Source organism: Streptomyces sp. NPDC030991 (assembly GCF_055571235.1).
Map to the genome: position 1 here is coordinate 359,463 of NZ_JBVIFR010000007.1, position 23,005 is coordinate 382,467.

General features: G+C 71.1%; 14 protein-coding genes and 1 rRNA gene. 7 read left to right on the forward strand and 8 right to left on the reverse strand.

What is annotated here, in order from left to right; translation table 11 throughout:
- The first annotated feature begins 220 nt into the window (after positions 1 to 220).
- Both ACZ45E_RS16605 and ACZ45E_RS16610 read left to right on the forward strand, forming a co-directional pair.
- Positions 221 to 2,299: a M4 family metallopeptidase gene (locus tag ACZ45E_RS16605; protein ID WP_468221380.1), complete on the forward strand. Its 2,079-nt coding sequence runs from the start codon at positions 221 to 223 to the stop codon at positions 2,297 to 2,299.
- A gap of 306 nt (positions 2,300 to 2,605) precedes the next feature.
- Positions 2,606 to 4,171 (forward strand): M4 family metallopeptidase, encoded by a 1,566-nt coding sequence (locus ACZ45E_RS16610; protein ID WP_468221382.1) that lies wholly within the window; start codon positions 2,606 to 2,608, stop codon positions 4,169 to 4,171.
- 57 nt (positions 4,172 to 4,228) lie between these two features.
- On the opposite strand, the gene ACZ45E_RS16615 is transcribed toward ACZ45E_RS16610, so the two are convergent.
- Positions 4,229 to 6,847: a glycosyltransferase family 1 protein gene (locus tag ACZ45E_RS16615; RefSeq protein WP_468221384.1), complete on the reverse strand. Its 2,619-nt coding sequence runs from the start codon at positions 6,845 to 6,847 to the stop codon at positions 4,229 to 4,231.
- A 206-nt stretch (positions 6,848 to 7,053) separates the two neighbouring features.
- A complete protein-coding gene (locus tag ACZ45E_RS16620) occupies positions 7,054 to 7,695 on the reverse strand; it encodes a maltokinase N-terminal cap-like domain-containing protein (RefSeq protein ID WP_468221385.1) in 642 nt (213 codons plus the stop codon).
- A gap of 596 nt (positions 7,696 to 8,291) precedes the next feature.
- On the opposite strand from ACZ45E_RS16620, the gene ACZ45E_RS16625 reads away from it, so the two are divergent.
- From ACZ45E_RS16625 to glgB, 4 genes are all read left to right on the forward strand, one after another.
- Positions 8,292 to 10,529 (forward strand): alpha-1,4-glucan--maltose-1-phosphate maltosyltransferase, encoded by a 2,238-nt coding sequence (locus ACZ45E_RS16625; protein WP_468221388.1) that lies wholly within the window; start codon positions 8,292 to 8,294, stop codon positions 10,527 to 10,529.
- A gap of 37 nt (positions 10,530 to 10,566) precedes the next feature.
- The gene (gene treS, locus ACZ45E_RS16630) at positions 10,567 to 12,261 is read left to right on the forward strand and encodes a maltose alpha-D-glucosyltransferase (RefSeq protein ID WP_468221390.1); all 1,695 of its coding nucleotides are present in this window, start codon (positions 10,567 to 10,569) and stop codon (positions 12,259 to 12,261) included.
- Between the two features lie 169 nt (positions 12,262 to 12,430).
- Complete coding sequence (locus ACZ45E_RS16635) at positions 12,431 to 13,798, forward strand: maltokinase N-terminal cap-like domain-containing protein (RefSeq protein ID WP_468221392.1); 1,368 nt, start codon at positions 12,431 to 12,433, stop codon at positions 13,796 to 13,798.
- A 165-nt stretch (positions 13,799 to 13,963) separates the two neighbouring features.
- A complete protein-coding gene (gene glgB, locus ACZ45E_RS16640; RefSeq protein ID WP_468221394.1) occupies positions 13,964 to 16,174 on the forward strand; it encodes a 1,4-alpha-glucan branching enzyme in 2,211 nt (736 codons plus the stop codon).
- A 116-nt stretch (positions 16,175 to 16,290) separates the two neighbouring features.
- Here glgB and ACZ45E_RS16645 read toward each other — a convergent pair whose 3' ends face one another.
- The 5 genes from ACZ45E_RS16645 to ACZ45E_RS16665 all read right to left on the reverse strand — a co-directional run bounded on the left by ACZ45E_RS16645 (position 16,291) and on the right by ACZ45E_RS16665 (position 21,824).
- Positions 16,291 to 18,525 carry a HelD family protein gene (locus tag ACZ45E_RS16645; protein WP_468221463.1) on the reverse strand — a complete coding sequence of 745 codons (2,235 nt, stop codon included), beginning with the start codon at positions 18,523 to 18,525 and terminating at the stop codon, positions 16,291 to 16,293.
- 180 nt (positions 18,526 to 18,705) lie between these two features.
- On the reverse strand, positions 18,706 to 19,020 hold the full coding sequence (gene trxA / locus ACZ45E_RS16650; protein WP_468221396.1) for a thioredoxin: 315 nt from the start codon (positions 19,018 to 19,020) through the stop codon (positions 18,706 to 18,708).
- Between the two features lie 2 nt (positions 19,021 to 19,022).
- Positions 19,023 to 19,463 (reverse strand): MerR family transcriptional regulator, encoded by a 441-nt coding sequence (locus ACZ45E_RS16655; RefSeq protein WP_468221399.1) that lies wholly within the window; start codon positions 19,461 to 19,463, stop codon positions 19,023 to 19,025.
- Positions 19,464 to 19,508: 45 nt separating this feature from the next.
- Positions 19,509 to 20,057 (reverse strand): isochorismatase family protein, encoded by a 549-nt coding sequence (locus ACZ45E_RS16660; protein ID WP_468221401.1) that lies wholly within the window; start codon positions 20,055 to 20,057, stop codon positions 19,509 to 19,511.
- Positions 20,058 to 20,150: 93 nt separating this feature from the next.
- Entirely contained in the window at positions 20,151 to 21,824 is a 1,674-nt protein-coding gene (locus ACZ45E_RS16665; RefSeq protein WP_468221403.1) for an MFS transporter, read from the reverse strand.
- A gap of 184 nt (positions 21,825 to 22,008) precedes the next feature.
- Here ACZ45E_RS16665 and ACZ45E_RS16670 point away from each other — a divergent pair, with 184 nt between their 5' ends.
- Positions 22,009 to 22,611 carry a TetR/AcrR family transcriptional regulator gene (locus ACZ45E_RS16670; RefSeq protein WP_468221406.1) on the forward strand — a complete coding sequence of 201 codons (603 nt, stop codon included), beginning with the start codon at positions 22,009 to 22,011 and terminating at the stop codon, positions 22,609 to 22,611.
- 119 nt (positions 22,612 to 22,730) lie between these two features.
- Here ACZ45E_RS16670 and rrf read toward each other — a convergent pair.
- A 5S ribosomal RNA gene (gene rrf, locus ACZ45E_RS16675) occupies positions 22,731 to 22,847 on the reverse strand.
- Positions 22,848 to 23,005: the final 158 nt, after the last annotated feature.

Consider the following 23,005-nt stretch of genomic DNA (forward strand, 5'->3'; position numbering starts at 1 on the left):
AACCTGTTGATGCGCTCCTGACAGACAACGCTCTCTGGTGCCACTCTTCCCAACGGCCGCCGCACAGCTGCCCCACAGCATCGGTCGCGCGGTTGAACAGAAGCACCCGTTCCATGCTCGAAACCCGCACTGCCTGCACTGCGTTCTGCCCGGCCGGCCACCCGCCGCCCGGTGTCCCCACTGGCCGCACACCCCTGCGGCCGCGCAGAAGGAGTCAGCGTTGAGAAGCACCTCCACCTCCCACAGACGCCGGGCCACTGCCGCCGCGGCCGTCGGCGCCGTCACCGCCCTGCTCGCCGTCGCGTTCCAGTCGGGCCCGGCCACCGCGGCCGACGCCCGGGACGCGAGCCCCACGACGCAGGCCACGGCGAACGCCACCCGCGGAGCCGACCCGGGCGCCCTGCCCGTGAAACTCTCCCCCGCCGAGCGCGCCGAGCTGCTGCGCGCGGCGAACACCACGAAGGCGAAGGCCGACACCGCGAAGGACCTCGGCCTGGGCTCCCAGGAGAAACTCGTCGTCCGGGACGTGTTGCAGGACAAGGACGGAACGACTCACACCCGCTACGAGCGCACCTACGCCGGACTGCCCGTCCTCGGCGGTGACCTGATCGTCGACACCGCCAAGTCGGGTGCCGCGCAGGGCGTGACGAAGGCGTCCAAGGCGCAGCTCAAGGGCGTGGAGACGGCGGCCGATGTGAAGCCGGCCGCCGCCGAGGCGCAGGCCCTGACGCTGGCCAAGGCCGACGGTTCGAAGAAGACCGAGGCCGACCGGGCGCCGCGCAAGGTCGTCTGGCTGGGCCAGGGAGCGGTCAAGGGCGCGCCCACCCTCGCGTACGAGACCGTGGTCGGCGGCCTCCAGCACGACGGCACGCCGAACGCGCTGCACGTCATCACCGACGCGGCCACCGGCAAGAAGCTGCACGAGTGGCAGGCCATCGAGAACGGCACCGGCAACACCCAGTACAGCGGCACCGTCACGCTCGGCACCGCGCAGTCCGGGTCGACGTACACCCTCACCGACACCGCGCGCGGCAGCCACAAGACGTACAACCTGAACCGCGGTACGTCGGGGACCGGGACGCTGTACTCCGGGCCGGACGACGTGTGGGGCAACGGGCAGGCCACCAACACCGAGACGGCCGCCGCAGACGCGCACTACGGCGCCGCGCTGACCTGGGACTACTACAAGAACGTGCAGGGCCGCACCGGTATCCGCGGTGACGGCAAGGGCGCGTACTCCCGTGTCCACTACGGCAACGCGTACGTCAACGCGTTCTGGGACGACAGCTGCTTCTGCATGACGTACGGCGACGGCACCAGTAACACGCACCCGCTGACGTCGATCGACGTGGCCGCGCACGAGATGACGCACGGCGTCACCTCGAACACCGCGGGCCTCAACTACAGCGGCGAGTCCGGCGGTCTGAACGAGGCGACCTCCGACATCTTCGCGGCGGCCGTCGAGTTCTATGCGGGCAACACCTCCGACCCGGGTGACTACCTGGTCGGCGAGAAGATCAACATCAACGGCGACGGCACCCCGCTGCGCTACATGGACAAGCCGAGCAAGGACGGGGCGTCCAAGGACGCCTGGTACTCCGGCCTCGGCGGTATCGACGTGCACTACTCGTCGGGCCCGGCCAACCACTTCTTCTACCTGCTCAGCGAGGGCAGCGGCGCGAAGGTCGTCAACGGGACGAGCTACAACTCCCCGACCTCCGACGGCCTGCCCGTCACCGGCATCGGCCGCGACAAGGCGGCGCTGATCTGGTTCAAGGCGCTGACCACGAAGTTCACCTCGACCACCAACTACGCGGGCGCCCGCACCGGTGCCCTCGCGGCCGCAGGTGAGCTGTACGGGACGACCTCCACCGAGTACAAGGCCGTGCAGGACGCGTTCGCCGCGATCAACGTGGGCGCGCGGTCCGGCGGTGGCGACCCGGGCACCGGCAAGACGTTCACGAACGACACGGACGTCACCATCCCCGACTCGCCCGGCGCGGCGGTCACGTCCTCGGTCACCGTCTCCGGTGTGAGCGGCAACGCGCCGTCCACCCTGAAGGTCGGCGTCGACATCGTGCACACGTGGAGCGGTGACCTCCAGGTGGACCTGGTCGGCCCGAGCGGCAAGACGTACCGGCTGCACTCGTCCGTGTACGACCCGACCCCCAACATCCAGACCACGTACACGGTCAACGCCTCCACGGAGACGGCCAACGGCGTCTGGAAGCTGAAGGTCCAGGACCTCGGTCCGCAGGACACCGGCTACATCAACAGCGTCAAGCTCACGTTCCCGTAAACGGGTCACGGCCCCGCACGGTCTGGGCGCGTCACTCCGGTGGTTCAACTCCCCGGGGCGGCGCGCCCGTTCACGTGCGGGGCTGTTCATGTTCCGTTCGCAATACGTGCGTCAGTTTTCGCTCAACGAACGAATTCCGGCCAACCTGCGATCACGTACATGACACTTCCCGTCCTCAACTGCCAAAGTTTTCCCGCACGCCCCGTACGCCCCGTACGGCCCGCACGCCTCGCAGTAACCGCAGCACCCGCAGCAGCACCCGCACGGCAAAGCTCACTCCCCCACATCATCCAAGGAGCTTTCTTCGTGACCTCCCACATATCCCGCCGTACCACCCTCACCCTCGCCACCGCCGTCGCCGCCGGCGCCCTCATCGCCGGGACGTTCACCGCCACCGGCGCCGCCGCCCAGACCGCCGTCCCCGCGGCCACCCCCCTGGCCCTGAGCGCGACGGCCCACGCGGACCTCGTGAAGGACGCGAGCGCCAAGACGGCGGAGACCGCGCAGGAGCTGAAGCTCGACTCCAAGGAGAAGCTGGTCGTCCGCGACGTGGTCAAGGACCGCGACGGCGCCACCCACACCCGCTACGAGCGCACCTACGACGGACTGCCCGTCCTCGGCGGCGACCTGATCGTCCACGAGACGAAGTCCGGCAGCCGCGAGGGCGTCACCCGCGCCACCGCCAAGTCCATCGACGTGGCCACCACCGGCGCCACCCTCAAGGCCGCCCCGTCAGGCGCCCGCAAGGTCGTCTGGGCCGCGAGCGGCACGCCGAGACTCGCGTACGAGAAGGTCGTCACCGGCACGCAGAAGGACGGCACGCCGAGCAAGCTGCACGTCATCACCGACGCGGCGACCGGCAAGAAGATCTTCGAGTACGACGCGATCCACACCGGCACCGGCCAGTCCGAGTACAGCGGCAGCGTCACGATCGGCACCACGAAGTCGGGCTCGTCCTACTCCCTCACGGACGCGACCCGCGGCGGCCACTCCACGTACAACCTCAAGAACGGCACGTCCGGCAAGGGCACGCTGTTCACCGACGCCGACGACAAGTGGGGCAACGGCACGGTCAGCGACGCCGCGACCGCCGGGGTCGACGCCGCCTACGGCGCCCAGGAGACCTGGGACTACTACAAGAACGTCTTCGGCCGCAGCGGCATCAAGGGCGACGGCAAGGGCGCCTACTCCCGCGTCCACTACGGCAACGCGTACGTCAACGCGTTCTGGGACGACAGCTGCTTCTGCATGACCTACGGCGACGGCGAGGGCAACAAGAACCCGCTCACCTCGCTCGACGTGGCCGCGCACGAGATGAGCCACGGCGTCACCTCGAACACCGCGGGCCTGGTCTACAGCGGCGAGTCCGGCGGCCTCAACGAGGCGACCTCCGACATCTTCGGCACCTCGGTCGAGTTCTACGCGAAGAACAGCAAGGACGTCGGCGACTACCTCATCGGCGAAGCGATCGACATCAACGGCGACGGCACCCCGCTGCGCTACATGGACAAGCCCAGCAAGGACGGCGCCTCGCTCGACGCCTGGAAGACCGGCGCGGGCAACGTCGACGTCCACTACTCCTCGGGCATCGCCAACCACTTCTTCTACCTGCTCAGCGAGGGCAGCGGCAAGAAGACGATCAACGGCGTGGCCTACGACTCCCCCACGTCCAACGGCTCCACCGTCACCGGGATCGGCCGCGACAAGGCCGAGAAGATCTGGTTCAAGGCGCTCACGACGTACTTCACGTCCAACACCAAGTACGCGGCCGCGCGCACCGGCACGCTGAGCGCGGCGAAGGACCTGTACGGCGCGACCTCGGCCGAGTACAAGGCCGTGGCCGCCGCGTGGGCGGGCGTCAACGTCAAGTAAGCGGTACAGCACGTCGGTTGTACGGCGCCCGGGCCCCGCGGCCCGGGCGCCGTCGTGTCACCGCAGGAGCACTCCCGCGCCCTCCCCCACGCTCTCCGACGGCACCGCCACCAGGCCCGGCTCCGCCGCCGACGCGAGGAGGCGGTGGGTGGGCAGGATGCGGACCGTGTAGCCGTAGGGGCCCGTGCGGTCCAGGGAGAGCGGGCCCTCGTAGGACCAGCGGCCCCCCTCGTCGGGGCCCGCGACCGGTTTGAGCGGGACCGTGGTGGCCTCCGCGATGCTGTCCCCGGCGTCGACGCGGCCGGCCACCGCCTGCACCTCGACGTCGTCCGGGGCCAGGTCGCCGAGGGCCACGCGGACGTGCAGGGAGAGGGTCGCGCCGAGCTCCGCCGAGGCGGTTCCCGCCTCGACGTGGTCGACCGCGACGCGCGGCCACGCCCTGCGGACCCGGGACTTCCAGGCCGCCAGCTCCTGCGCCGCGCCTGGGGTGAGAGCCCGGTCGGCGCGGGCCGCGGGCGCGTACAGCCGCTCGACGTACTCCCGGACCATCCGGCCGGCCAGCACCTTCGGGCCGAGGTGGGTGAGCGTCTGGCGGACCATCTCGATCCAGCGGTCGGGCAGCCCCTCGGGTCCGCGCTCGTAGAAGCGCGGTGCGACCCGGCGCTCCAGCAGGTCGTAGAGCGCGGCCGCCTCCAGGTCGTCGCGGCGGTGCTCGTCGGTCGCCGTGCCGTCGGCGGTGGGGATCGCCCAGCCGAAGTCCGGCTCGAACCACTCGTCCCACCAGCCGTCCAGGACCGAGAGGTTGAGGCAGCCGTTGAGCGCCGCCTTCATCCCGGAGGTACCGCACGCCTCCAGGGGGCGCAGCGGATTGTTCAGCCAGATGTCGCAGCCGGGGTAGAGCTTCTGCGCCATCGCCATGCCGTAGTCGGGCAGGAACACGATGCGGTGGCGCACCCGCGGGTCGTCGGTGAAGCGGACCAGTTCCTGGACGAGGCGCTTGCCGCCGTCGTCGGCGGGGTGCGCCTTGCCCGCGACGACGATCTGCACCGGCCGCTCCTCGTCGAGCAGCAGGCGCATCAGCCGGTCCGGATCGCGCAGCATCAGGGTGAGCCGCTTGTACGAGGGGACGCGGCGGGCGAAGCCGATCGTCAGGACGTCCGGGTCGAGCACGCCGTCGATCCAGCCGAGCTCGGCGCCGCCCGCGCCGCGCTGCCGCCAGGACGCCGCGAGCCGCGCCCGCACCTCGTCCACGAGCTGGCCGCGCAGGTTGCGGCGCAGCTCCCAGATGTCCCGGTCGCCGATGTCACCGACCGCGTCCCAGCGGTCCGACGCGCCGACCGACAGGGCGTCCTCCGTGCGCCGTTCGCCGATCTGGCGGGCACCGAGGCGGTAGACCTCGGGCGCGACCCAGGTGGGTGCGTGCACCCCGTTCGTCACGGAGGTGATCGGCACCTCCTCGGGGTCGAACCCGGGCCACAGGCCGGAGAACATCTCCCGGCTGACCGCGCCGTGCAGGGTGGAGACGCCGTTGGCGCGCTGGGCGAGCCTGAGCCCCATCACGGCCATGTTGAAGACGTTCGGGTCGCCGCCCGGGTACGTCTCCATGCCGAGGCCGAGGATCCGCTCCACGTCGAGGACGGGGAGTTCGGCGGCGGTGCCGAAGTGCCGGGCGACCAGTTCGCGGTCGAAGCGGTCGATGCCGGCCGGGACCGGAGTGTGCGTGGTGAAGACGGTGCCGGCCCGGACCGCTTCGAGGGCCGCGTCGAAGTCGAGGCCGCCGGTGGCGAGCTCGGCGATGCGCTCGACGCCGAGCAGGCCCGCGTGCCCCTCGTTGGTGTGGAAGACCTCGGGGGCGGGGTGCCCGGTGAGGCGGCAGTACGTGCGCACGGCCCGTACCCCGCCGATGCCGAGCAGCATCTCTTGGAGCAGCCGGTGCTCGCTGCCGCCCCCGTAGAGCCGGTCGGTCACCTCGCGTTCGTGCGCCTCGTTCTCCTCGACGTCGGAGTCCAGCATCAGCAGCGGCACCCGGCCGACCTGCGCCTGCCAGACGCGGGCCAGCAGCCGGCGCCCGCCGGGCAGCGCGATCGCGATGTGCACGGGGGTGCCGTCGGGCTCGCGCAGCAGGGAGAGCGGCAGCTCGTTGGGGTCGATGACGGGGTACGTCTCCTGCTGCCAGCCGTCCCGGGACAGCGACTGCCGGAAGTAGCCGTGCCGGTACAGCAGCCCTACTCCGATCAGGGGGACCCCGAGGTCGCTGGCGGCCTTGAGGTGGTCGCCGGCGAGGATGCCGAGGCCGCCCGAGTACTGCGGCAGCGCGGCCGTGATGCCGAACTCGGGCGAGAAGTAGGCAACGGCGGCCGGCAGCTCGCTCTGCCGGTCCTGGCTCTGGTACCAGCGGTCGTCCTGGAGGTAGCCGCGCAGATCGTCGGCGACCGTGCCGAGCCGGGCGAGGAACCCCTCGTCGGCGGCGAGCTCGGCGAGCCGGGACGGGGGCACGCTGCCGAGCAGGCGCATCGGGTCGCCGTCGGACGCGGCCCAGTGCTCCGGGTCGGCGGCGGCGAACAGGTCACGGGTCGGGGTATGCCACGACCAGCGCAGGTTGCGGGCGAGTTCGTGGAGCGGTGCGAGTGGTTCGGGCAGGACCGGGCGGACGGTGAAACGACGGATGGCCTTCACGGTTCCCCTTTCGCGCGTGCAGCGGGGGCGTCGGCGGTCGGTCGGAGGTCGGTCGGGGCGCGGCCGGGTGCACCGCTGCGGGACGCACCTCGTCGTACGTCCCGCGTTCATCCATGACGGTAGTGGTCGGCGGCCCCGTGGGCCACGGCGCACGGACCCGGGCCGCGCTCCGTGGGGCCGGCCGGGGCGGTCGCCGCGGAGCCGCGTCAGGGTGTTCCGGGGCAGCTACTAGGGCGTGTTTCGAAAGTCCCGCCTGCCCCGCGACGCCTGGCACGCACGCTCGCCCCGGCCGTCACGAAGACCCCGCGCACCGTGCTCCCGGCCGCGTCCAGCCACTCGGCGCTGACCTCCCCCGCCGCGCCGGGATCCGCCGCGCCGGGCTCCAGCACCCGGACGATCCCGGGCGCCCCGGCGGCGCCGGTGTCGAGCCGGGCGTGCACCGCCGGGTCGAGCGCGCCGTCGATGCTCTGCGCGTGCGCGGGCACCTCGCCCTTCATCAGCGCCGTCAACTGGGCGACGAGCAGCGGGTCCTGGGCCCCGTCGTAGACCCAGCGCTCGCCGAGCACGCCGTGCGCGAGGGTGCCGATGAGCGCGTCGTCGGGGGCGTCCGGCAGCGGGGCGCCGCGATAGGTCACGGGCACGTGGTACGTCACCGGCCGTTCGCCGGAGATGTCCGTCACGGCCATGAACTCCATGCCGACCTCACCGGCCGGGTCGTCGAGCCGGAATCCGCCCGCCTTGGTCAGCTCGGGGGTCCCCGGACCCCGGTACCAGGGTTGCCGCGGGAGCCAGTCGGTGAGCAGTTCGAGCTTGGTGGGCTTCAGGGTGGTGTGGTGAATGATCGACATGCGCCCAGGCTCGCACGCTCCGGCGCGTCCCGCGCCGGAACCCGGATGCATCCGCCCCGGGCGATATGGCCGGTTCCGCCCCCTCGTGCGTCCTTGTGACACCGCACAGCGCACGAGAGGCTGTCCGTCGGCGTGCCACCGCGTCCGTTCGGCGCGCCGGCGCCCGACCCGGCACGGTCACACGCAACTCCATTGCCTCCGGCGCCACTTGTGCCAGGACATACGTGCAAGCCTCGCCAACCGGGGTACCCGACTCGACCTGTTCGCTCCCGGGGTGGACAGCACGTCCGCGTCGTACGCCCACGACACCGGCCGGGCCGCTTTCCCGGCCGGGTCACCGGTGGCGGACCCGGCTCGCCGGAGAAGCTGTCGCAGGTCGACAACCCGTAGACGGAAGGGGAGTTCATGGGCCGGTCCCGACCCTTCGATCGGGGCGGGTCCCGTGCGCGCCCTTACGCGCGAGTAGTTAACAAGGCACCGGATTGCCCGCCCGGAGAGCGTGGAAGGCTCCCCCCGTACGCATTTATGCACGATCGCACGCCCCCTCCCCGAACGTCGTCTCGGCAACCCCCGAATCCCCGCGGACAGGAGCGGTCATGCCCGCACAGCGCCCTTCTCCGACGCCCCCAGGCACGACGCCGCCGGGCACGACGCCACCAGGCGGGACGCCACCCGGCGAACCGACAGCCCCCGCGAAGGCGCCTCAGACGCAGCGCACTCGTGCGAAGGGGGCCACCTCCGCCGCGGCGAAGAAGCCGACGGCCAGGAAACCGGCGACCAAGAAGCCCGCGGCGAAGAAGCCCGCGGCGCCGAAGACACCGGCCCCGCGCGGGACCGCGGCGGCGCCCCCGCCGGTACGGACCACCATCGGCCGCATACCCGTCCGCGACGTGGCTCCGGCCGTCGACCGCGGCCGCCGCCCGGCCAAGGCCGTCGTCGGCGAGACGTTCCAGGTCACGGCCACCGTCTTCCGCGAGGGCCATGACGCCGTCGCCGCGAACGTGGTCCTGCGCGGCCCCGACGGCACCGTGGGCCCCTGGACCCCGATGCGCGAACTCGCCCCGGGCACCGACCGCTGGGGCGCCGAGGTGACCCCGGACGCGGTCGGCGCGTGGACCTTCGCCGTGGAGGCGTGGGGCGACCCGGTGGCCACGTGGCGGCACGCGGCCCGGATCAAGATTCCCGCGGGGATCGACACCGAGCTCGTCCTGGAGGAGGGCGCGGCCCTGTACGAACGCGCCGCGCCCGACCTCCCCGACCCGCTCCGAGAAACGGTTCTGCAGGCCGCCGCCGCGCTGCGCGACACCCGCCATCCGGCCGCCACCCGCCTCGCCGCCGCGCTCACACCCGACGTCGACGCGATCCTCTCCCGCCACCCGCTGCGCGAACTGGTCACGTCCTCCGAGGAGTTGTCGCTGCTGGTGGAGCGGGAGCGGGCGCTGTACGGGGCGTGGTACGAGTTCTTCCCGCGCTCGGAGGGCGCGGTCGTGGAGGCAGGTGCCCCACCGGTGAGCGGTACGTTCGCCACCGCGGCGCGGCGTCTTCCGGCGATCGCCGCGATGGGCTTCGACGTCGTCTACCTGCCGCCGATCCACCCGATCGGCACGACCTTCCGCAAGGGCCCGGACAACAGCCTCTCGCCCGGCCCGCACGATGTCGGGGTGCCCTGGGCGATCGGCTCCCCGGAGGGCGGCCACGATGCGATCCACCCCGACCTCGGCACCCTCGACGACTTCGACCGGTTCGTCGCCGCCGCCCGCGCCGAGGGGCTGGAGATCGCGCTCGACTTCGCGTTGCAGTGCTCGCCGGACCATCCCTGGGTGGAGAAGCACCCCGAGTGGTTCCACCACCGCGCGGACGGCACGATCGCGTACGCGGAGAACCCGCCGAAGAAGTACCAGGACATCTACCCGATCGCCTTCGACCAGGATCTGCCGGGTCTCGTCGCGGAGACGACCCGGGTGCTGCGCCACTGGATGGCGCACGGGGTGCGTATCTTCCGCGTGGACAACCCGCACACGAAACCGGTCGTGTTCTGGGAGCGGGTGATCGGGGAGATCGGCCGCACCGACCCCGATGTCATCTTCCTGGCCGAGGCGTTCACCCGTCCCGCGATGATGCGGACGCTGGCCGAGGTCGGTTTCCAGCAGTCGTACACGTACTTCACCTGGCGCAATTCGAAAGAGGAACTGACCGAGTACGTGCAGGAGTTGGCGGGCGAGTCGGCGGCCGTCATGCGCCCCAACTTCTTCGTCAACACCCCTGACATCCTCCATGAGTTCCTGCAGCACGGCGGCCGGCCCGCGTTCGAACTGCGTGCGGTCCTCGCCGCGACCCTCTCGCCGTCCTGGGGCGTCTACAGCGGATACGAACTCTGTGAAAACGCACCGCTACGCTCTGGTAGCGAGGAGTATCTGCATTCCGAGAAGTACGAACTGCGGCCGCGGGACTGGGAGTCGGCCCAGCGTGAAGGGCGCACGATCGCCCCGCTGATCACCGCGCTGAACGACATCCGGCGCCGTAGTCCGGCCCTGCGCTCACTGCGCAACGTGCACTTCCATCACGCCGACAAGGACGAGGTGATCGTGTACTCGAAACAGACCGGCTCGAACACGGTTCTGGTGGTCGTGAACCTCGACCCTCATCACACCCAGGAGGCGACCGTCTCTTTGGACATGCCGCAACTGGGGCTCGGCTGGCACGAGTCGGTCCCCGTGCGCGACGAGCTCACCGGCGCCACCCACGACTGGGGCAGGTCGAACTATGTGCGCCTCGAACCGGGCCGGGCGCCCGCGCACATCCTCACCGTCCTGCGACCGTCCACGCCGCGATGAGTGCTCTGGAAATGGGATTCGGAGGGACACCCACACCATGATCATGAATGAGCCTGTTCCGGACACCTTCGAGGACACCCCTGCCAAGGATCTGGACCCAGACTGGTTCAAGCGTGCCGTCTTCTACGAGGTGCTCGTCCGCTCGTTCCAGGACAGCAACGGCGACGGTGTCGGTGACCTCAAGGGCATCACGGCGAAGCTGGACTACCTGCAATGGCTCGGGGTCGACTGCCTCTGGCTGCCCCCGTTCTTCAAGTCACCGCTGCGGGACGGCGGTTACGACGTCTCCGACTACACATCGGTGCTGCCCGAGTTCGGCGACCTGGCCGACTTCGTGGAGTTCGTGGACGCGGCGCACCAGCGGGGCATGCGCGTCATCATCGACTTCGTCATGAACCACACCAGCGACCAGCACGAGTGGTTCCAGCAGTCCCGCTCGGACCCGGAAGGACCCTACGGCGACTACTACGTCTGGGCCGACGACGACAAGCAGTACCAGGACGCCCGGATCATCTTCGTCGACACCGAGGCCTCCAACTGGACCTTCGACCCGGTACGCAAGCAGTACTACTGGCACCGCTTCTTCTCCCACCAGCCGGACCTCAACTACGAGAACCCGGCCGTCCAGGAGGAGATACTCGCGGCCCTGCGGTTCTGGCTCGATCTCGGCATCGACGGTTTCCGCCTCGACGCCGTGCCCTACCTCTACGCGGAGGAAGGCACCAACTGCGAGAACCTCCCGGCCACGCACCAGTTCCTCAAGCGCGTCCGCAAGGAGATCGACGCCCAGTACCCCGACGTGGTGATCCTCGCCGAGGCCAACCAGTGGCCGGAGGACGTCGTCGACTACTTCGGGGACTTTCCCTCGGGCGGCGACGAGTGCCACATGGCGTTCCACTTCCCGGTGATGCCGCGCATCTTCATGGCGGTACGCCGCGAATCGCGGTACCCGGTCTCGGAGATCCTGGCCAAGACCCCGGCGATCCCCTCGGGTTGCCAGTGGGGCATCTTCCTGCGCAACCACGACGAGCTGACCCTGGAGATGGTCACCGACGAAGAGCGCGACTACATGTACGCGGAGTACGCCAAGGACCCGCGCATGCGCGCCAACATCGGCATCCGCCGGCGTCTGGCGCCGCTCCTGGACAACGACCGCAACCAGATCGAACTCTTCACCGCCCTGCTGCTCTCCCTGCCCGGCTCGCCGATCCTCTACTACGGCGACGAGATCGGCATGGGCGACAACATCTGGCTGGGCGACCGGGACGCGGTGCGCACCCCGATGCAGTGGACCCCGGACCGCAACGCCGGCTTCTCCTCCTGCGATCCGGGCCGCCTCTCCCTGCCCACGATCATGGATCCGGTCTACGGCTACCAGGTCACCAACGTCGAGGCGTCCATGTCCTCGCCGTCCTCGCTGCTGCACTGGACGCGCCGGATGATCGAGATCCGCAAGCAGAACCCGGCGTTCGGCCTCGGCTCGTACACCGAACTGCCCTCGTCCAACCCGGCCGTGCTCGCCTTCCTGCGCGAGTACAAGGACGACCTGGTGCTGTGCGTCCACAACTTCTCCCGCTTCGCCCAGCCCACCGAGCTGGACCTCCAGGCCTTCGACGGCCGGCACCCGGTGGAGCTGATCGGCGGGGTCCGGTTCCCGGCCATCGGTGAACTGCCCTATCTGCTCACCCTCGCGGGCCACGGCTTCTACTGGTACCGCTTGCGCAAGGACTGATCCCGTACGGCCGGCGGCGCGGGGGCGGGAGAGCCGGTTCCACCGGTTTCCCTCCCCGCGCCCTGGGAACTCTCCCCGCATACCCGGCACGTCCCATTTCTGGACACCATCTCGGCACCCGGGACCCGCTCGCCCCGCCCGACGCGCGCCGGGGGAAGGACGCGACGCCATGTCGGAAATCGCAGCCCGGCCCGCCATCTCGACGGAGGGCCACTCCGAGCTGCTCATGTCCCTGGAACCCTTGCTGCGGGAGTGGCTGCCGCGACAGCGGTGGTTCGCGGGGAAAGGCCGCCCGGTCACCGCGCTCACCCTCGACTCCGTCAGCCGGCTCCGCCCCGACAACGCCCTGCTGCATCTGCTGCTCCGGGCCCACCAGCCCCCGGCGGACGACGGACCCGGCGACTGCTACCAGCTGTTCATCGGCACGACCGACGCCCTGCCACCACAGCTCGCACCCGCCGTGATCGGCCACATCACCCGGGGCCCCCTGGCCGGCCGGACCGCGTACGAGGCGCTCCAGGACCCCCACCAGACCAGCGTCCTGCTGGAGCGGCTGCGCCTGCCCGGTACCCTCGACGGCCTCCGCTTCGAGCGCGCCCCCGACGGCCGAATACCGAGCGACCTGGCGCCCCACCCGCTCCTCGCCGAGCAGTCCAACTCCTCGGTCGTGTACGGCGATTCCCTCATCGTCAAGGTGTTCCGCCGGGTCCTGCCCGGCACCAACCCGGACCTCGAACTCCCGCTCGCCCTGGCCCGCGAGGGCTGCGACCGGGTGCCCGCCCCCGTGGCCTGGTACGAGACGGCCGACGGCGAGACCACCCTCGGCGTGCTCCAGCCCTACCTCACGGGCGCCGCCGACGGCTGGGACCTGGCCCTCGGCCACCTCGTCAAACAGGAGGACTTCACCGCCGAGGCCCGCGAACTGGGCCGCGCGACAGCCGAGGTGCACACCGCCCTCGCGCGGGCCCTGCCCACGGTCACGTACACCCGGGCGCAGACCGAGCGGCTGGCCGAGACGATGACCCGGCGCCTGGAGAGCACGGCCCAGCAGGTGCCCGCGCTCCTCCCCTACGTCCCCGGTCTGCGCACCGCGTTCGACGCGCTCGCCGACCTGGCGGCCGAGGGCGGCACCTGGCGGGCCCAGCGCGTCCACGGCGACCTGCACCTGGGCCAGTGCCTGCGCGACCCGTCGGGTTTCTGGCGCCTGATCGACTTCGAGGGCGAGCCGTCCCGCCCCCTCGCCGAGCGCCGCATGCCGCACCCGCCGCACCGCGACATCGCGGGCATGCTCCGCTCCTTCGACTACGCGGCCCGCACCCACCGCCCGTGGAACCCGGCGTGGTCCGACTCCTGCCGGTCCGCGTACTGCGTGGGCTACGCGGCCGGCGCCGGCTGGGACCCGCGCACCGACCCGGTCCTGCTGCGCGCGTACGAGACCGACAAGGCGATCTACGAGGCCCTGTACGAGGCCCGCCACCGCCCGGACTGGCTGCCGGTGCCGATGGCGGCGCTGGAGCGGCTGGCCGAGCCGGGATAGGGCCGCGAGGACGCGCCCCGCCCGAGACGCGGAACCGCGCGCCCCGCCCCCGACCGCACCGACCGGCACCGACCGGCACAGACCGGCACAGACGAGCCCGCACCGCGCACCACCGACGCGACCCAGACCCGGCAGACGCGAAGGCCACCCGAGGAGGCCCACCCCGTGACCCGCCGTCCCACCACCACTCCGGCGCCCGTCCCCCCGGACGACCGAGACCGACTGCTCACCGCGACCCACCACGACCCCCATGGAGTGCTGGGCGCCCACCCGGCCGACGGCGGCACCGCCTTCCGCGTCTGGCGCCCCTACGCCGACAGGGTCACGGTCACCACCCCGGAGGGGCTGCGCGCCGATCTCCACGACGACGGCGACGGCTTCTTCTCCGCGCTGCTGCGGCCCGGCGCCGACCCGTCCCGGTACGAGCTGGAGATCCGTTACGGCGACACCACCCAGCACGTGGCGGACGCGTACTCCCTGCTGCCGTCCCTGGGCGACCTCGATCTGCACCTCATCGGCGAGGGCCGCCACGAGCAGCTGTGGACGGCGCTCGGCGCCCGCCCGATGGAGCACCAGGGCATCCGGGGCACCCGCTTCACCGTCTGGGCGCCCAACGCCCGGGGCGTCCGCGTCGTCGGCGGCTTCAACTACTGGGACGGCGCCGCCCACAGCATGCGCTCGCTCGGCTCCTCCGGCATCTGGGAGCTGTTCGTCCCGGACATCGGCGAGGGCGAGCTGTACAAGTACGAGATCACCCGCCAGGACGGCAGCAAGACCATGCGCGCCGACCCGATGGCCACACGCACCGAGACGCCCCCGGCGAACTCGTCGGTCGTCCACGTCTCCCGCCACACCTGGCAGGACGAGACCTGGCTGCGCTCGCGCACCGAACGCCCCGCCCACGAGGCGCCCTTCTCCGTCTATGAGGTCCACCTGCCGTCCTGGCGCCCCGGCCTCACCTACCGCCGGCTCGCCGAGGAACTGCCCGCGTACGTGACCGACCTGGGCTTCACACACGTGGAGCTCATGCCGGTCGCCGAGCACCCCTTCGGCGGCTCCTGGGGCTACCAGGTCACCGGTTTCTACGCGCCCACCGCCCGCCTCGGCACCCCCGACGACTTCAAGTACCTCGTCGACGCCCTGCACCAGGCCGGTGTCGGCGTGCTCATGGACTGGGTCCCGGCCCACTTCCCGCGCGACGACTGGGCGCTGGCCGAGTTCGACGGGCGCCCGCTGTACGAGCACGAGGACCCGCTGCGCGCGGCGCACCCGGACTGGGGCACCCTGGAGTTCGACTACGGGCGCAAGGAGGTCCGCAACTTCCTTGTGGCGAACGCCCTTTACTGGTGCGAGGAGTTCCACATCGACGGCCTGCGCGTCGACGCCGTCGCCTCCATGCTCTACCTCGACTACTCGCGCGAGGAGGGGCAGTGGACGCCGAACCAGTTCGGCGGCCGCGAGAACCTCGACGCGGTCGCCTTCCTCCAGGAGATGAACGCCACGCTGTACCGGCGCGTGCCGGGCGTCGTCACCATCGCCGAGGAGTCCACCGCCTGGGACGGCGTGACCCGGGCCACCCACCAGGTCGGGCCGGGCGGCTTCGGCGGGCTCGGGTTCGGCCTGAAGTGGAACATGGGCTGGATGCACGACTCGCTCGACTACCTCGCGCACGAGTCCGTGCACCGCAAGTACCACCACCACGAGATGACCTTCTCGATGGTGTACGCGTACAGCGAGAACTACGTCCTGCCGATCTCCCACGACGAGGTCGTGCACGGCAAGAAGTCCCTGGTCTCGAAGATGCCCGGCGACTGGTGGCAGCAACGCGCCACCCTCCGCGCCTACCTGGGCTTCATGTGGGCCCACCCCGGCAAGCAACTCATCTTCATGGGCCAGGAGTTCGCCCAGGGCGCCGAGTGGTCGGAGGCGCGCGGGCCCGACTGGTGGCTGCTCGACCCGGCGTACGGCGCCGAGTCCGACCACCGCGGTGTCCGCGACCTCACCCGCGATCTGAACACCGCCTACCGCGAGGCGCCCGCGCTGTGGGAGCGCGACACCCATCCCGCGGGGTTCTCGTGGGTGGCCGGCGACGCGGCGGAGGACAACGTCTTCGCGTTCCTGCGCCACGCCGCCGACGGCGCGCCCCTGCTCTGCGTCTCGAACTTCTCACCGGTGGCGCGCCACGAGTACCGCCTCGGCGTCCCCGCCGACATACCGGCCTGGCACGAGGTCCTCAACACCGACGCCGCCCGCTACGGGGGCAGCGGCGAAGGCAACCCCGAGCCGCTGAAGCCGGACGACGTGGGCGCCCACGGCCGCCCGGCGAGCCTCAGGCTGACCCTGCCGCCATTGGCGACAGTGTGGCTGAGGCCATAACCCCCAGGGCCACGGAACAATCTGTCCGAACCGTCACAGGTGGCGCAGTTCCCAGCCCCTAGGGGCGCGGGGAACTGCGCGACCAGCCACGACGGCGCGGCCCCCGCCCCACTGCCTCAGTCGGCCACGGCGAGCCGCTGGAGCGCCGAAGGCAGCTCCCCTGCATGCACGACCCCGAGCGTCTGCGTGGCCCGGGTGAGCGCCACATACAGGTCGCTCATCCCGAACTCGCCCGGCTCCACCACGATCACCCGGTCGAACTCGAGCCCCTTCGCCTGGCGCGGGTCCAGCAGGACCAGATGCCGGGTGAGGTCCGGCTCGGCCCCGGCCACCACGTCGGGCAGCAGCTCGGCCAGCGCCGCGTGCAGCCTGCGCGGCGCAATCACCGCGAGGCGCCCCTCGTCCGGCGTCTCGGCCGCCGCGAGCTGCGCCACGGCCTGCGCGACATCCCCCGACACGGCACGCCGCCAGGGCCGTACGCCCGTCGAGCGGACCGACGACGGCGGCTCGAAGTCCGGGTGCGCGGCACGCAGCACGGCCGCCGCGACATCCATGATCTCCGACGGCGTACGGTAGTTGACCCCGAGCCGCGTGTGCTCGAAGCGGTCCTCGACGTACGGCGCGAGGATCTTGTCCCAGGCGCCGACCCCGGCCTCATCGGCCGTCTGCGCCGGGTCACCGACGAGCGTCATCGACCGGGTCGGCGACCGCCGCATCAGCAGGCGCCACGCCATCGGCGACAGCTCCTGCGCCTCGTCGACGATGATGTGTCCGAACGCCCACGTCCGGTCCGCCGCGGCCCGCTCCGCGGCGCTGCGGTGGTCCTCCTCGTCGTACCAGTCGGCGACCCGGTCCGCGTCCACGATGTCGTGCGCGGCCAGCACCTCCGACTCGTCCTCGTCCTCGAACTCGTACGTCTCCGAGCCCCGGGACAGATCGAGCACTCCCTGCGCGTACGCGATCCGCTCCTGCCGCGCGGCCTCGGCGGCTGCCCGCTCCGCGGCGTCGTCGTACCCGATCAGCTCGGCGGCCTCGTCGAGCAGCGGCACGTCCGCGGGCGTCCAGTCGGCCGGCCCCGTCACCGTCCTGCGGACGGCCCCGGCCTCCTCGTCCGCCAGGTGCACGGGCTCGGCGAGGAAGTCCGCGACGAACTCCTCGGCGGTGAGCGTCGGCCACAGCTCCTCGATGGCCGCGTGGACGTCCGCGCTCGCCGCGACCCCCTTGCCGAGCTGGGCCAGGTCGTCGGGGCCGAGGAAGTTCGGCCCGCCGTAGGGGTCGGCGCCGATCCGCTCGGCGAGCTGCTGGGTCAGCGCGTCGAGGATCCGGAACGCGAAGTGCGGCCGGGCCAGGTTGTGCGGCAGCAGGGTGTCCCGCGCCGCCTGCCGCGCCTCGTAGGCGATCTCCCAGTCGATGATCAGGTCACCGTCGTCGTGCGGGATGACCAGCGGCGCTCCGGGCTCCGGGAGCTGCTGCCGGTCGCGGACGGCGAGGGCGAGCGCCTCGGCCATCGCGGCCGCGCCCTTCACCGCGGCGGCCCGCGGGGTGTCGACACCGGTGGCGTGCACGCCGGGGTACAGCTCGCCCACCGTCGCGAGCAGCACTCCCGTCTCGCCGAGCGCGGGCAGCACCTCGGAGATGTAGGAGAGGAACGCCGGGTTCGGGCCGACGATCAGCACCGCCCGCTTCGCCAGCAGCTCCCGGTGCTCGTAGAGCAGGAACGCGGCCCGGTGCAGCGCCACCGCCGTCTTCCCGGTGCCCGGGCCGCCCTCCACGACGAGGACGCCGCGGTGGTCGTGGCGGATGATCCGGTCCTGCTCCGCCTGGATCGTCTGCACGATGTCGGTCATACGGCCCGTACGCGCCGAGTTCAGCGCGGCGAGCAGCACCGCGTCGCCGCTCGGGTCCTCGAAACCGGTGCGCTCGTCGTCGCCGAGATCGAGGATCTCGTCGTGCAGTTCGGTGACCGTACGGCCTTCTGTGGTGAGGTGCCTGCGCCGGCGAAGCCCCATCGGCAGATGGCCCGTCGCGAGATAGAACGGGCGCGCCACCGGTGCGCGCCAGTCGATCAGAATCGGCGTGTGCTCGGTGTCCTCGTCACGAATTCCGATACGCCCGATGTGATGCGTCACGCCGTCCGTGAGATCGATACGGCCGAAGCAGAGCGAACCGTCCACCGCGTTCAGCGCGGCGAGCAGACCCGAGCGCTCCACGACCAGCAGATCCCGCTCCAGGCGGGCCTGCTGGCCGGTACCGACGGGCGTCAGGGCGTCCGTGACCGACTCCGCGGCAACGCCGCGCAGCGCGTCGACCCGCGCGTAGAGCCGGTCGATGAATTCCTGTTCCTTTTGCAGTTCTTTCTGCGGTGCGGCGGATTCCCGGCTTGACAAAACTGCTCCCTGCCCGGTACGGTATGTTTAGTTGGCCCCCTGTGAGGGGCCTTTTCTGTGGGCACACAGAAACACCGAATATACCCCGGGCAGGGGGTGATTCCAACCGCGCGGTCGCTTCCTCTCAGTGCGACCCGGTGGAGCTCAGAGCGTTTCCGCCAATTCCTCCAGCAGCCGGCGCTTGGGCCTCGCACCCACCCGCGACCACACCGGCTCACCGTCCTTGAAGACCATCAGCGTCGGCATCGACAGCACCCCGTACTTCACGGCCGTCTCCGGGTTGGCGTCCACGTCGATGGCGACGACGTCGAGGCGCTCCCGCTCCTCCTCCGCGATGGACTTCAGCACCGGGGCCAGCTGTCTGCACGGCCCGCACCACTCGGCCGTGAACTCCACGAGCACCGGGCGCCCGGACTTCAGCACCTGCTCGTCGAAGTCCGCGTCGGTCACATCCCGCATGGTCACTCTCCTTCACCGCTGCTGTTCCTGGCTTCCGTGAGATCGCCGAGTTCGCACCGGGGCGCGGGTTCCTCCGCGCCCAGCGCCGTGACCGCCTGTTCGGCGCGGCTGAGCTGCGCGCCGACCTTCTCCCGTACGGCGGTCAACTCGTCGATCAGCGCGTCCAGTTCGGAGAGCTTGTTGCGGTACACGGCCAAGGACGCCGGGCACGAGTCGCCCTCGGGGTGGCCCGCACGCAGGCACTCCACGAACGGGCGGGTCTCCTCCAGGTCGAACCCGAAGTCCTGGAGCGTACGGATCTGGCGCAGAGCGCGCAGGTCCGCCTCGTCGTAGGTCCGGTATCCGTTGCCGCCGCGCCGCGCGGGCAGCAGCCCGCGCGACTCGTAGTACCTGAGCGTCCGCGTGGTGGTACCGGCGCGGTCCGCGAGCTCTCCGATGCGCATGCCCCGACGGTAGACCTTGACGCCGACGTCAAGGCCAGCGCCGGCTCAGAACGTCACCTCGGCCGTGTCCACCGTCTCCGCGCTGCGCCCCGGCGCGCTCTGGAACTTCCAGTACAGGTTGGTGTGCGCGATGACCAGCTCCGGGGCGGGCGCCCCGTACGCGCTGAGGTCCTCGGTGGTGTGCGCGTCGCCGACGAGCGTCACGTCGTAGCCGCGCACGAAGCCGCCGTGGATCGTCGAGCGGATGCACACGTCGCTCTGGGCGCCCGTGACGACGAGGCGGCCGACCCGGCGCTCGGCGAGCAGCGCCTCCAGGCCGGTGGCCTCGAACGAGTCGCCGTACTTCTTGTGCACCAGCGGCTCGTCGGCGCCGCGTACCAGCTCGGGCACGTAACTCCAGGCTTCCGTGCCCTCCTTGAGGTCGTCGTCGGAGTGCTGCACCCAGATCACCGGGACGCCCTCGGCGCGGGCTCTGCCGAGGAGGGTGTTGATGTGGCGGATGACCTCGTCGCGGCGCGGCGCGCCGTCCACCACCCCGTTCTGCACGTCGATGATGAGCAGCGCGGTGCGCGTCCGGTCGGGCAGGGCGGTCATGGCGGGCCTCCTGGTGGCTCGTTGCGGACTGCCGTCACCGTAGGCCCCGCCACTGACAACGCCCTGCCCGACCGCGCGTCCGGGTCGGCGTACCTACTGCTCGCTCGAGACGAGTTCGGGCTCGTCGGCGGTCTCGGGTTCCGCTCCCGTGCGGTCCTTGCGGGGCAGCAGTACGGCCACCAGGACCGTGCCGACGCCGAGGATCACGGCGCCGACGACGCTGGTGTGCGCCACCGCGTCGGCGAACGAGGAGCCGACCGAGTCCGCCGTCTGCCGTGCCGCGTCCGCGAGTTGGCCGGCCTGTTCCTTGAGCTGCGCCGCCTGGCGCGGGTCGCTGGTACCGGCCGCCTGCTCGGCGAGCTTGTGGGCCTGCGCCCCGATCCGCTGCGCGACGGCGTACCCGGCGCCGACCGAGTCCTGCGCCGTCGACAGCGCGTCGGCGGGCAGCTTGGTGCCGGAGGCGGCGTCGGCCAGGTGCGAGGAGTACGAACCGGCGAGGACGGAGCCGAGGATGGCGATGCCGAGCGAGCCGCCCAGTTCGAGGGAGGTGTCGTTGACGGCGCCGCCGACGCCCAGCTCGGCCTCCGGGAAGGCGCCCATGATCGCGTCCGTGCACGGCGAGAGCGCCAGCCCGATCGCCAGGCCCAGGATGACGAGGGGCAGCACGAAGTCCCCGTACGACGACGACGCGTCCACCCGCGTCAGCAGGGCGAGCGCCACCGTGCCACCGACCATGCCCGCCGTCACCGTGACCCGCATGCCGATGCGGGGCGTGAGGTAGCCGGTCAGCGCCGAGCCGACGAAGACCGCGCCGGCCAGCGGCAGCATCCGGACGCCCGTCTCCCACGCGTCGTAGCCGAGGACGAACTGGAGGTGCTGGGTGAGGTAGTAGAAGGCGCCGAAGACGGCCAGGAAGAAGAGGGCGACGGCCAGGTTCGACCCGGCGAACCGGCGGTTCGTGAACCGCCGCACGTCGAGCACCGGGCGCGGGTGCCGCAGCTCCCACCAGACGAACGCCAGGAGCGCGACACCGGCCACCACGGCGGCCGTCACCGCCTTGGCGCCCCAGCCGAAGTGCGGGCCCTCGATGATCATGTAGACGAGCGCGCCCACCCAGATCACGGAGAGCAGCCCGCCGACGTAGTCGATCCGGCTGTGGTGACCGGCCTTCGACGGCGGTACGAGGACGAGCGCACCGACGATCGCCACGGCGGCCACCGGCACGTTGATCAGGAACGTGGACGCCCAGCCGTGGTCACGCAGCAGCGCGCCGGCCACCAACGGCCCCGCGGCGATGGCCAGTCCGGCCGTCGCCGTCCACAGCACGATCGCCTTGGCGCGCTCGGCCCGCGGGAAGGTGGCCGCGAGCAGCGACAGCGTGGCAGGCATGATCATCGCGGCGCCGACACCCATCACGGCGCGGGCGGCGATGACCCCGGTGGAGCTGTCGACGAGCGACCCGGCGACGGCGCCGCCGCCGAACACGACGAGCCCGAGGATCAGGGCTCCGCGCCGGCTGTACTTGTCGCCGATCGCGCCGAGCAGCAGCATCAGCGCGGCGTACGGGACGGTGTAACCGTCGATGACCCACTGCAGATCGGCGCTGGAGAGCCCCAGGTCCTGGGTCATGTCGGGCGCTGCGACCGTGAGCGCCGTATTGGCCATCACGATGATCAACAGGCTCAGGCAGAGCACGAGCAGCGCCCACCAGCGGCGGGCGTACGGCCGGTCCATCGTGGCGACCGGCTCGTTCATGACGAGGCGCATGACGCGGAGACCCTCCGGGAGAACAGGAACGGACAGAACTTACTTACACATCGATGTGCAATTACACACCGATGTGCAATCTAGGTCATTGCACAGCCTTGTGCAAAACCGTGGGCCGGAGCCGGGTGGCGGCGCGGGCGGGCGACGGGAGCGGGTGGCTTGGGGTGCGCCGGGGGCGTGCACAATGAACGGCGTGACTTCTGTACGGGCCGACGCCAACCGCCGCCGCATCCTCGACGTCGCACTCGCGGAGCTGCTGCGCGACCCCGAGGCGTCCATGGATCAGCTCGCGCGCGCCGCGGGTGTCGTGCGCCGCACGGTCTACGGCCATTTCCCGAGCCGGGACGCGTTGGTCGCGGCGCTGGTCGACGATGCGGCGCAGGCGGTCGCGGAGGCTCATCGGGCGGGCCGGGAGGGTGTCGACGATCCGGCGGAGGCGGTGGCCCGTTCGATCCTGGCGATCTGGCCGATCGCCGACCGTTACCGTCTCCTGGTCCATCTCGCGCAGCGCAGCGTCACGATGGAGGGGATCAGGGCCCGGCTCGCGCCGGTGCGCGCGGTCTGCACCGAACTGATCCGCAAGGGCCTTCAGCGGGGCGAGTTCACTTCACCGCTGCCTGCGGAGGCGCTCGCGTACGTCCACGAGCAGGTGCTCTTCGGTCTGATGGAGGCCGTCAACGACGGGGTCGTTCCGGCCGAGGACGCGGGCCGCGCGGCGGTCGTCGCGGTACTGGCGTCCGCCGGTTATCCGCCGGCGGACGCGGAGCGTCTGGCGGAGACGGCGTGAGAGACGCGTACTGAGGCGCCTACTGAGGCGCGTGCTTTGGCGCCCTATTTCTTTCGGTAACCCGTAAACGCAGAAAACCCCCGTCCGGTATCCCCGGACGGGGGTTTTCTCTACAATTAGTTCGGCGGCGTCCTACTCTCCCACAGGGTCCCCCCTGCAGTACCATCGGCGCTGTAAGGCTTAGCTTCCGGGTTCGGAATGTAACCGGGCGTTTCCCTCACGCTATGACCACCGAAACACTATGAAACTGTCAACCGGAGCCGTGGCATAGCTACGACGGTTGTTCGTGGTTTCAGAACCAACACAGTGGACGCGAGCAACTGAGGACAAGCCCTCGGCCTATTAGTACCAGTCACCTCCACCCGTTACCGGGCTTCCAGATCTGGCCTATCAA

Coding starts and splice junctions, on each gene's coding strand:
- ACZ45E_RS16635 (WP_468221392.1), top strand. CDS start 12,431: ATGTCGGAAATCGCAGCCCGGCCCGCCATCTCGACGGAGGGCCACTCC.
- ACZ45E_RS16625 (WP_468221388.1), top strand. CDS start 8,292: ATGCCCGCACAGCGCCCTTCTCCGACGCCCCCAGGCACGACGCCGCCG.
- treS (WP_468221390.1), top strand. CDS start 10,567: ATGATCATGAATGAGCCTGTTCCGGACACCTTCGAGGACACCCCTGCC.
- ACZ45E_RS16655 (WP_468221399.1), bottom strand. CDS start 19,463: ATGCGCATCGGAGAGCTCGCGGACCGCGCCGGTACCACCACGCGGACG.
- ACZ45E_RS16620 (WP_468221385.1), bottom strand. CDS start 7,695: ATGTCGATCATTCACCACACCACCCTGAAGCCCACCAAGCTCGAACTG.
- ACZ45E_RS16660 (WP_468221401.1), bottom strand. CDS start 20,057: ATGACCGCCCTGCCCGACCGGACGCGCACCGCGCTGCTCATCATCGAC.
- ACZ45E_RS16665 (WP_468221403.1), bottom strand. CDS start 21,824: ATGCGCCTCGTCATGAACGAGCCGGTCGCCACGATGGACCGGCCGTAC.
- trxA (WP_468221396.1), bottom strand. CDS start 19,020: ATGCGGGATGTGACCGACGCGGACTTCGACGAGCAGGTGCTGAAGTCC.
- ACZ45E_RS16670 (WP_468221406.1), top strand. CDS start 22,009: ATGAACGGCGTGACTTCTGTACGGGCCGACGCCAACCGCCGCCGCATC.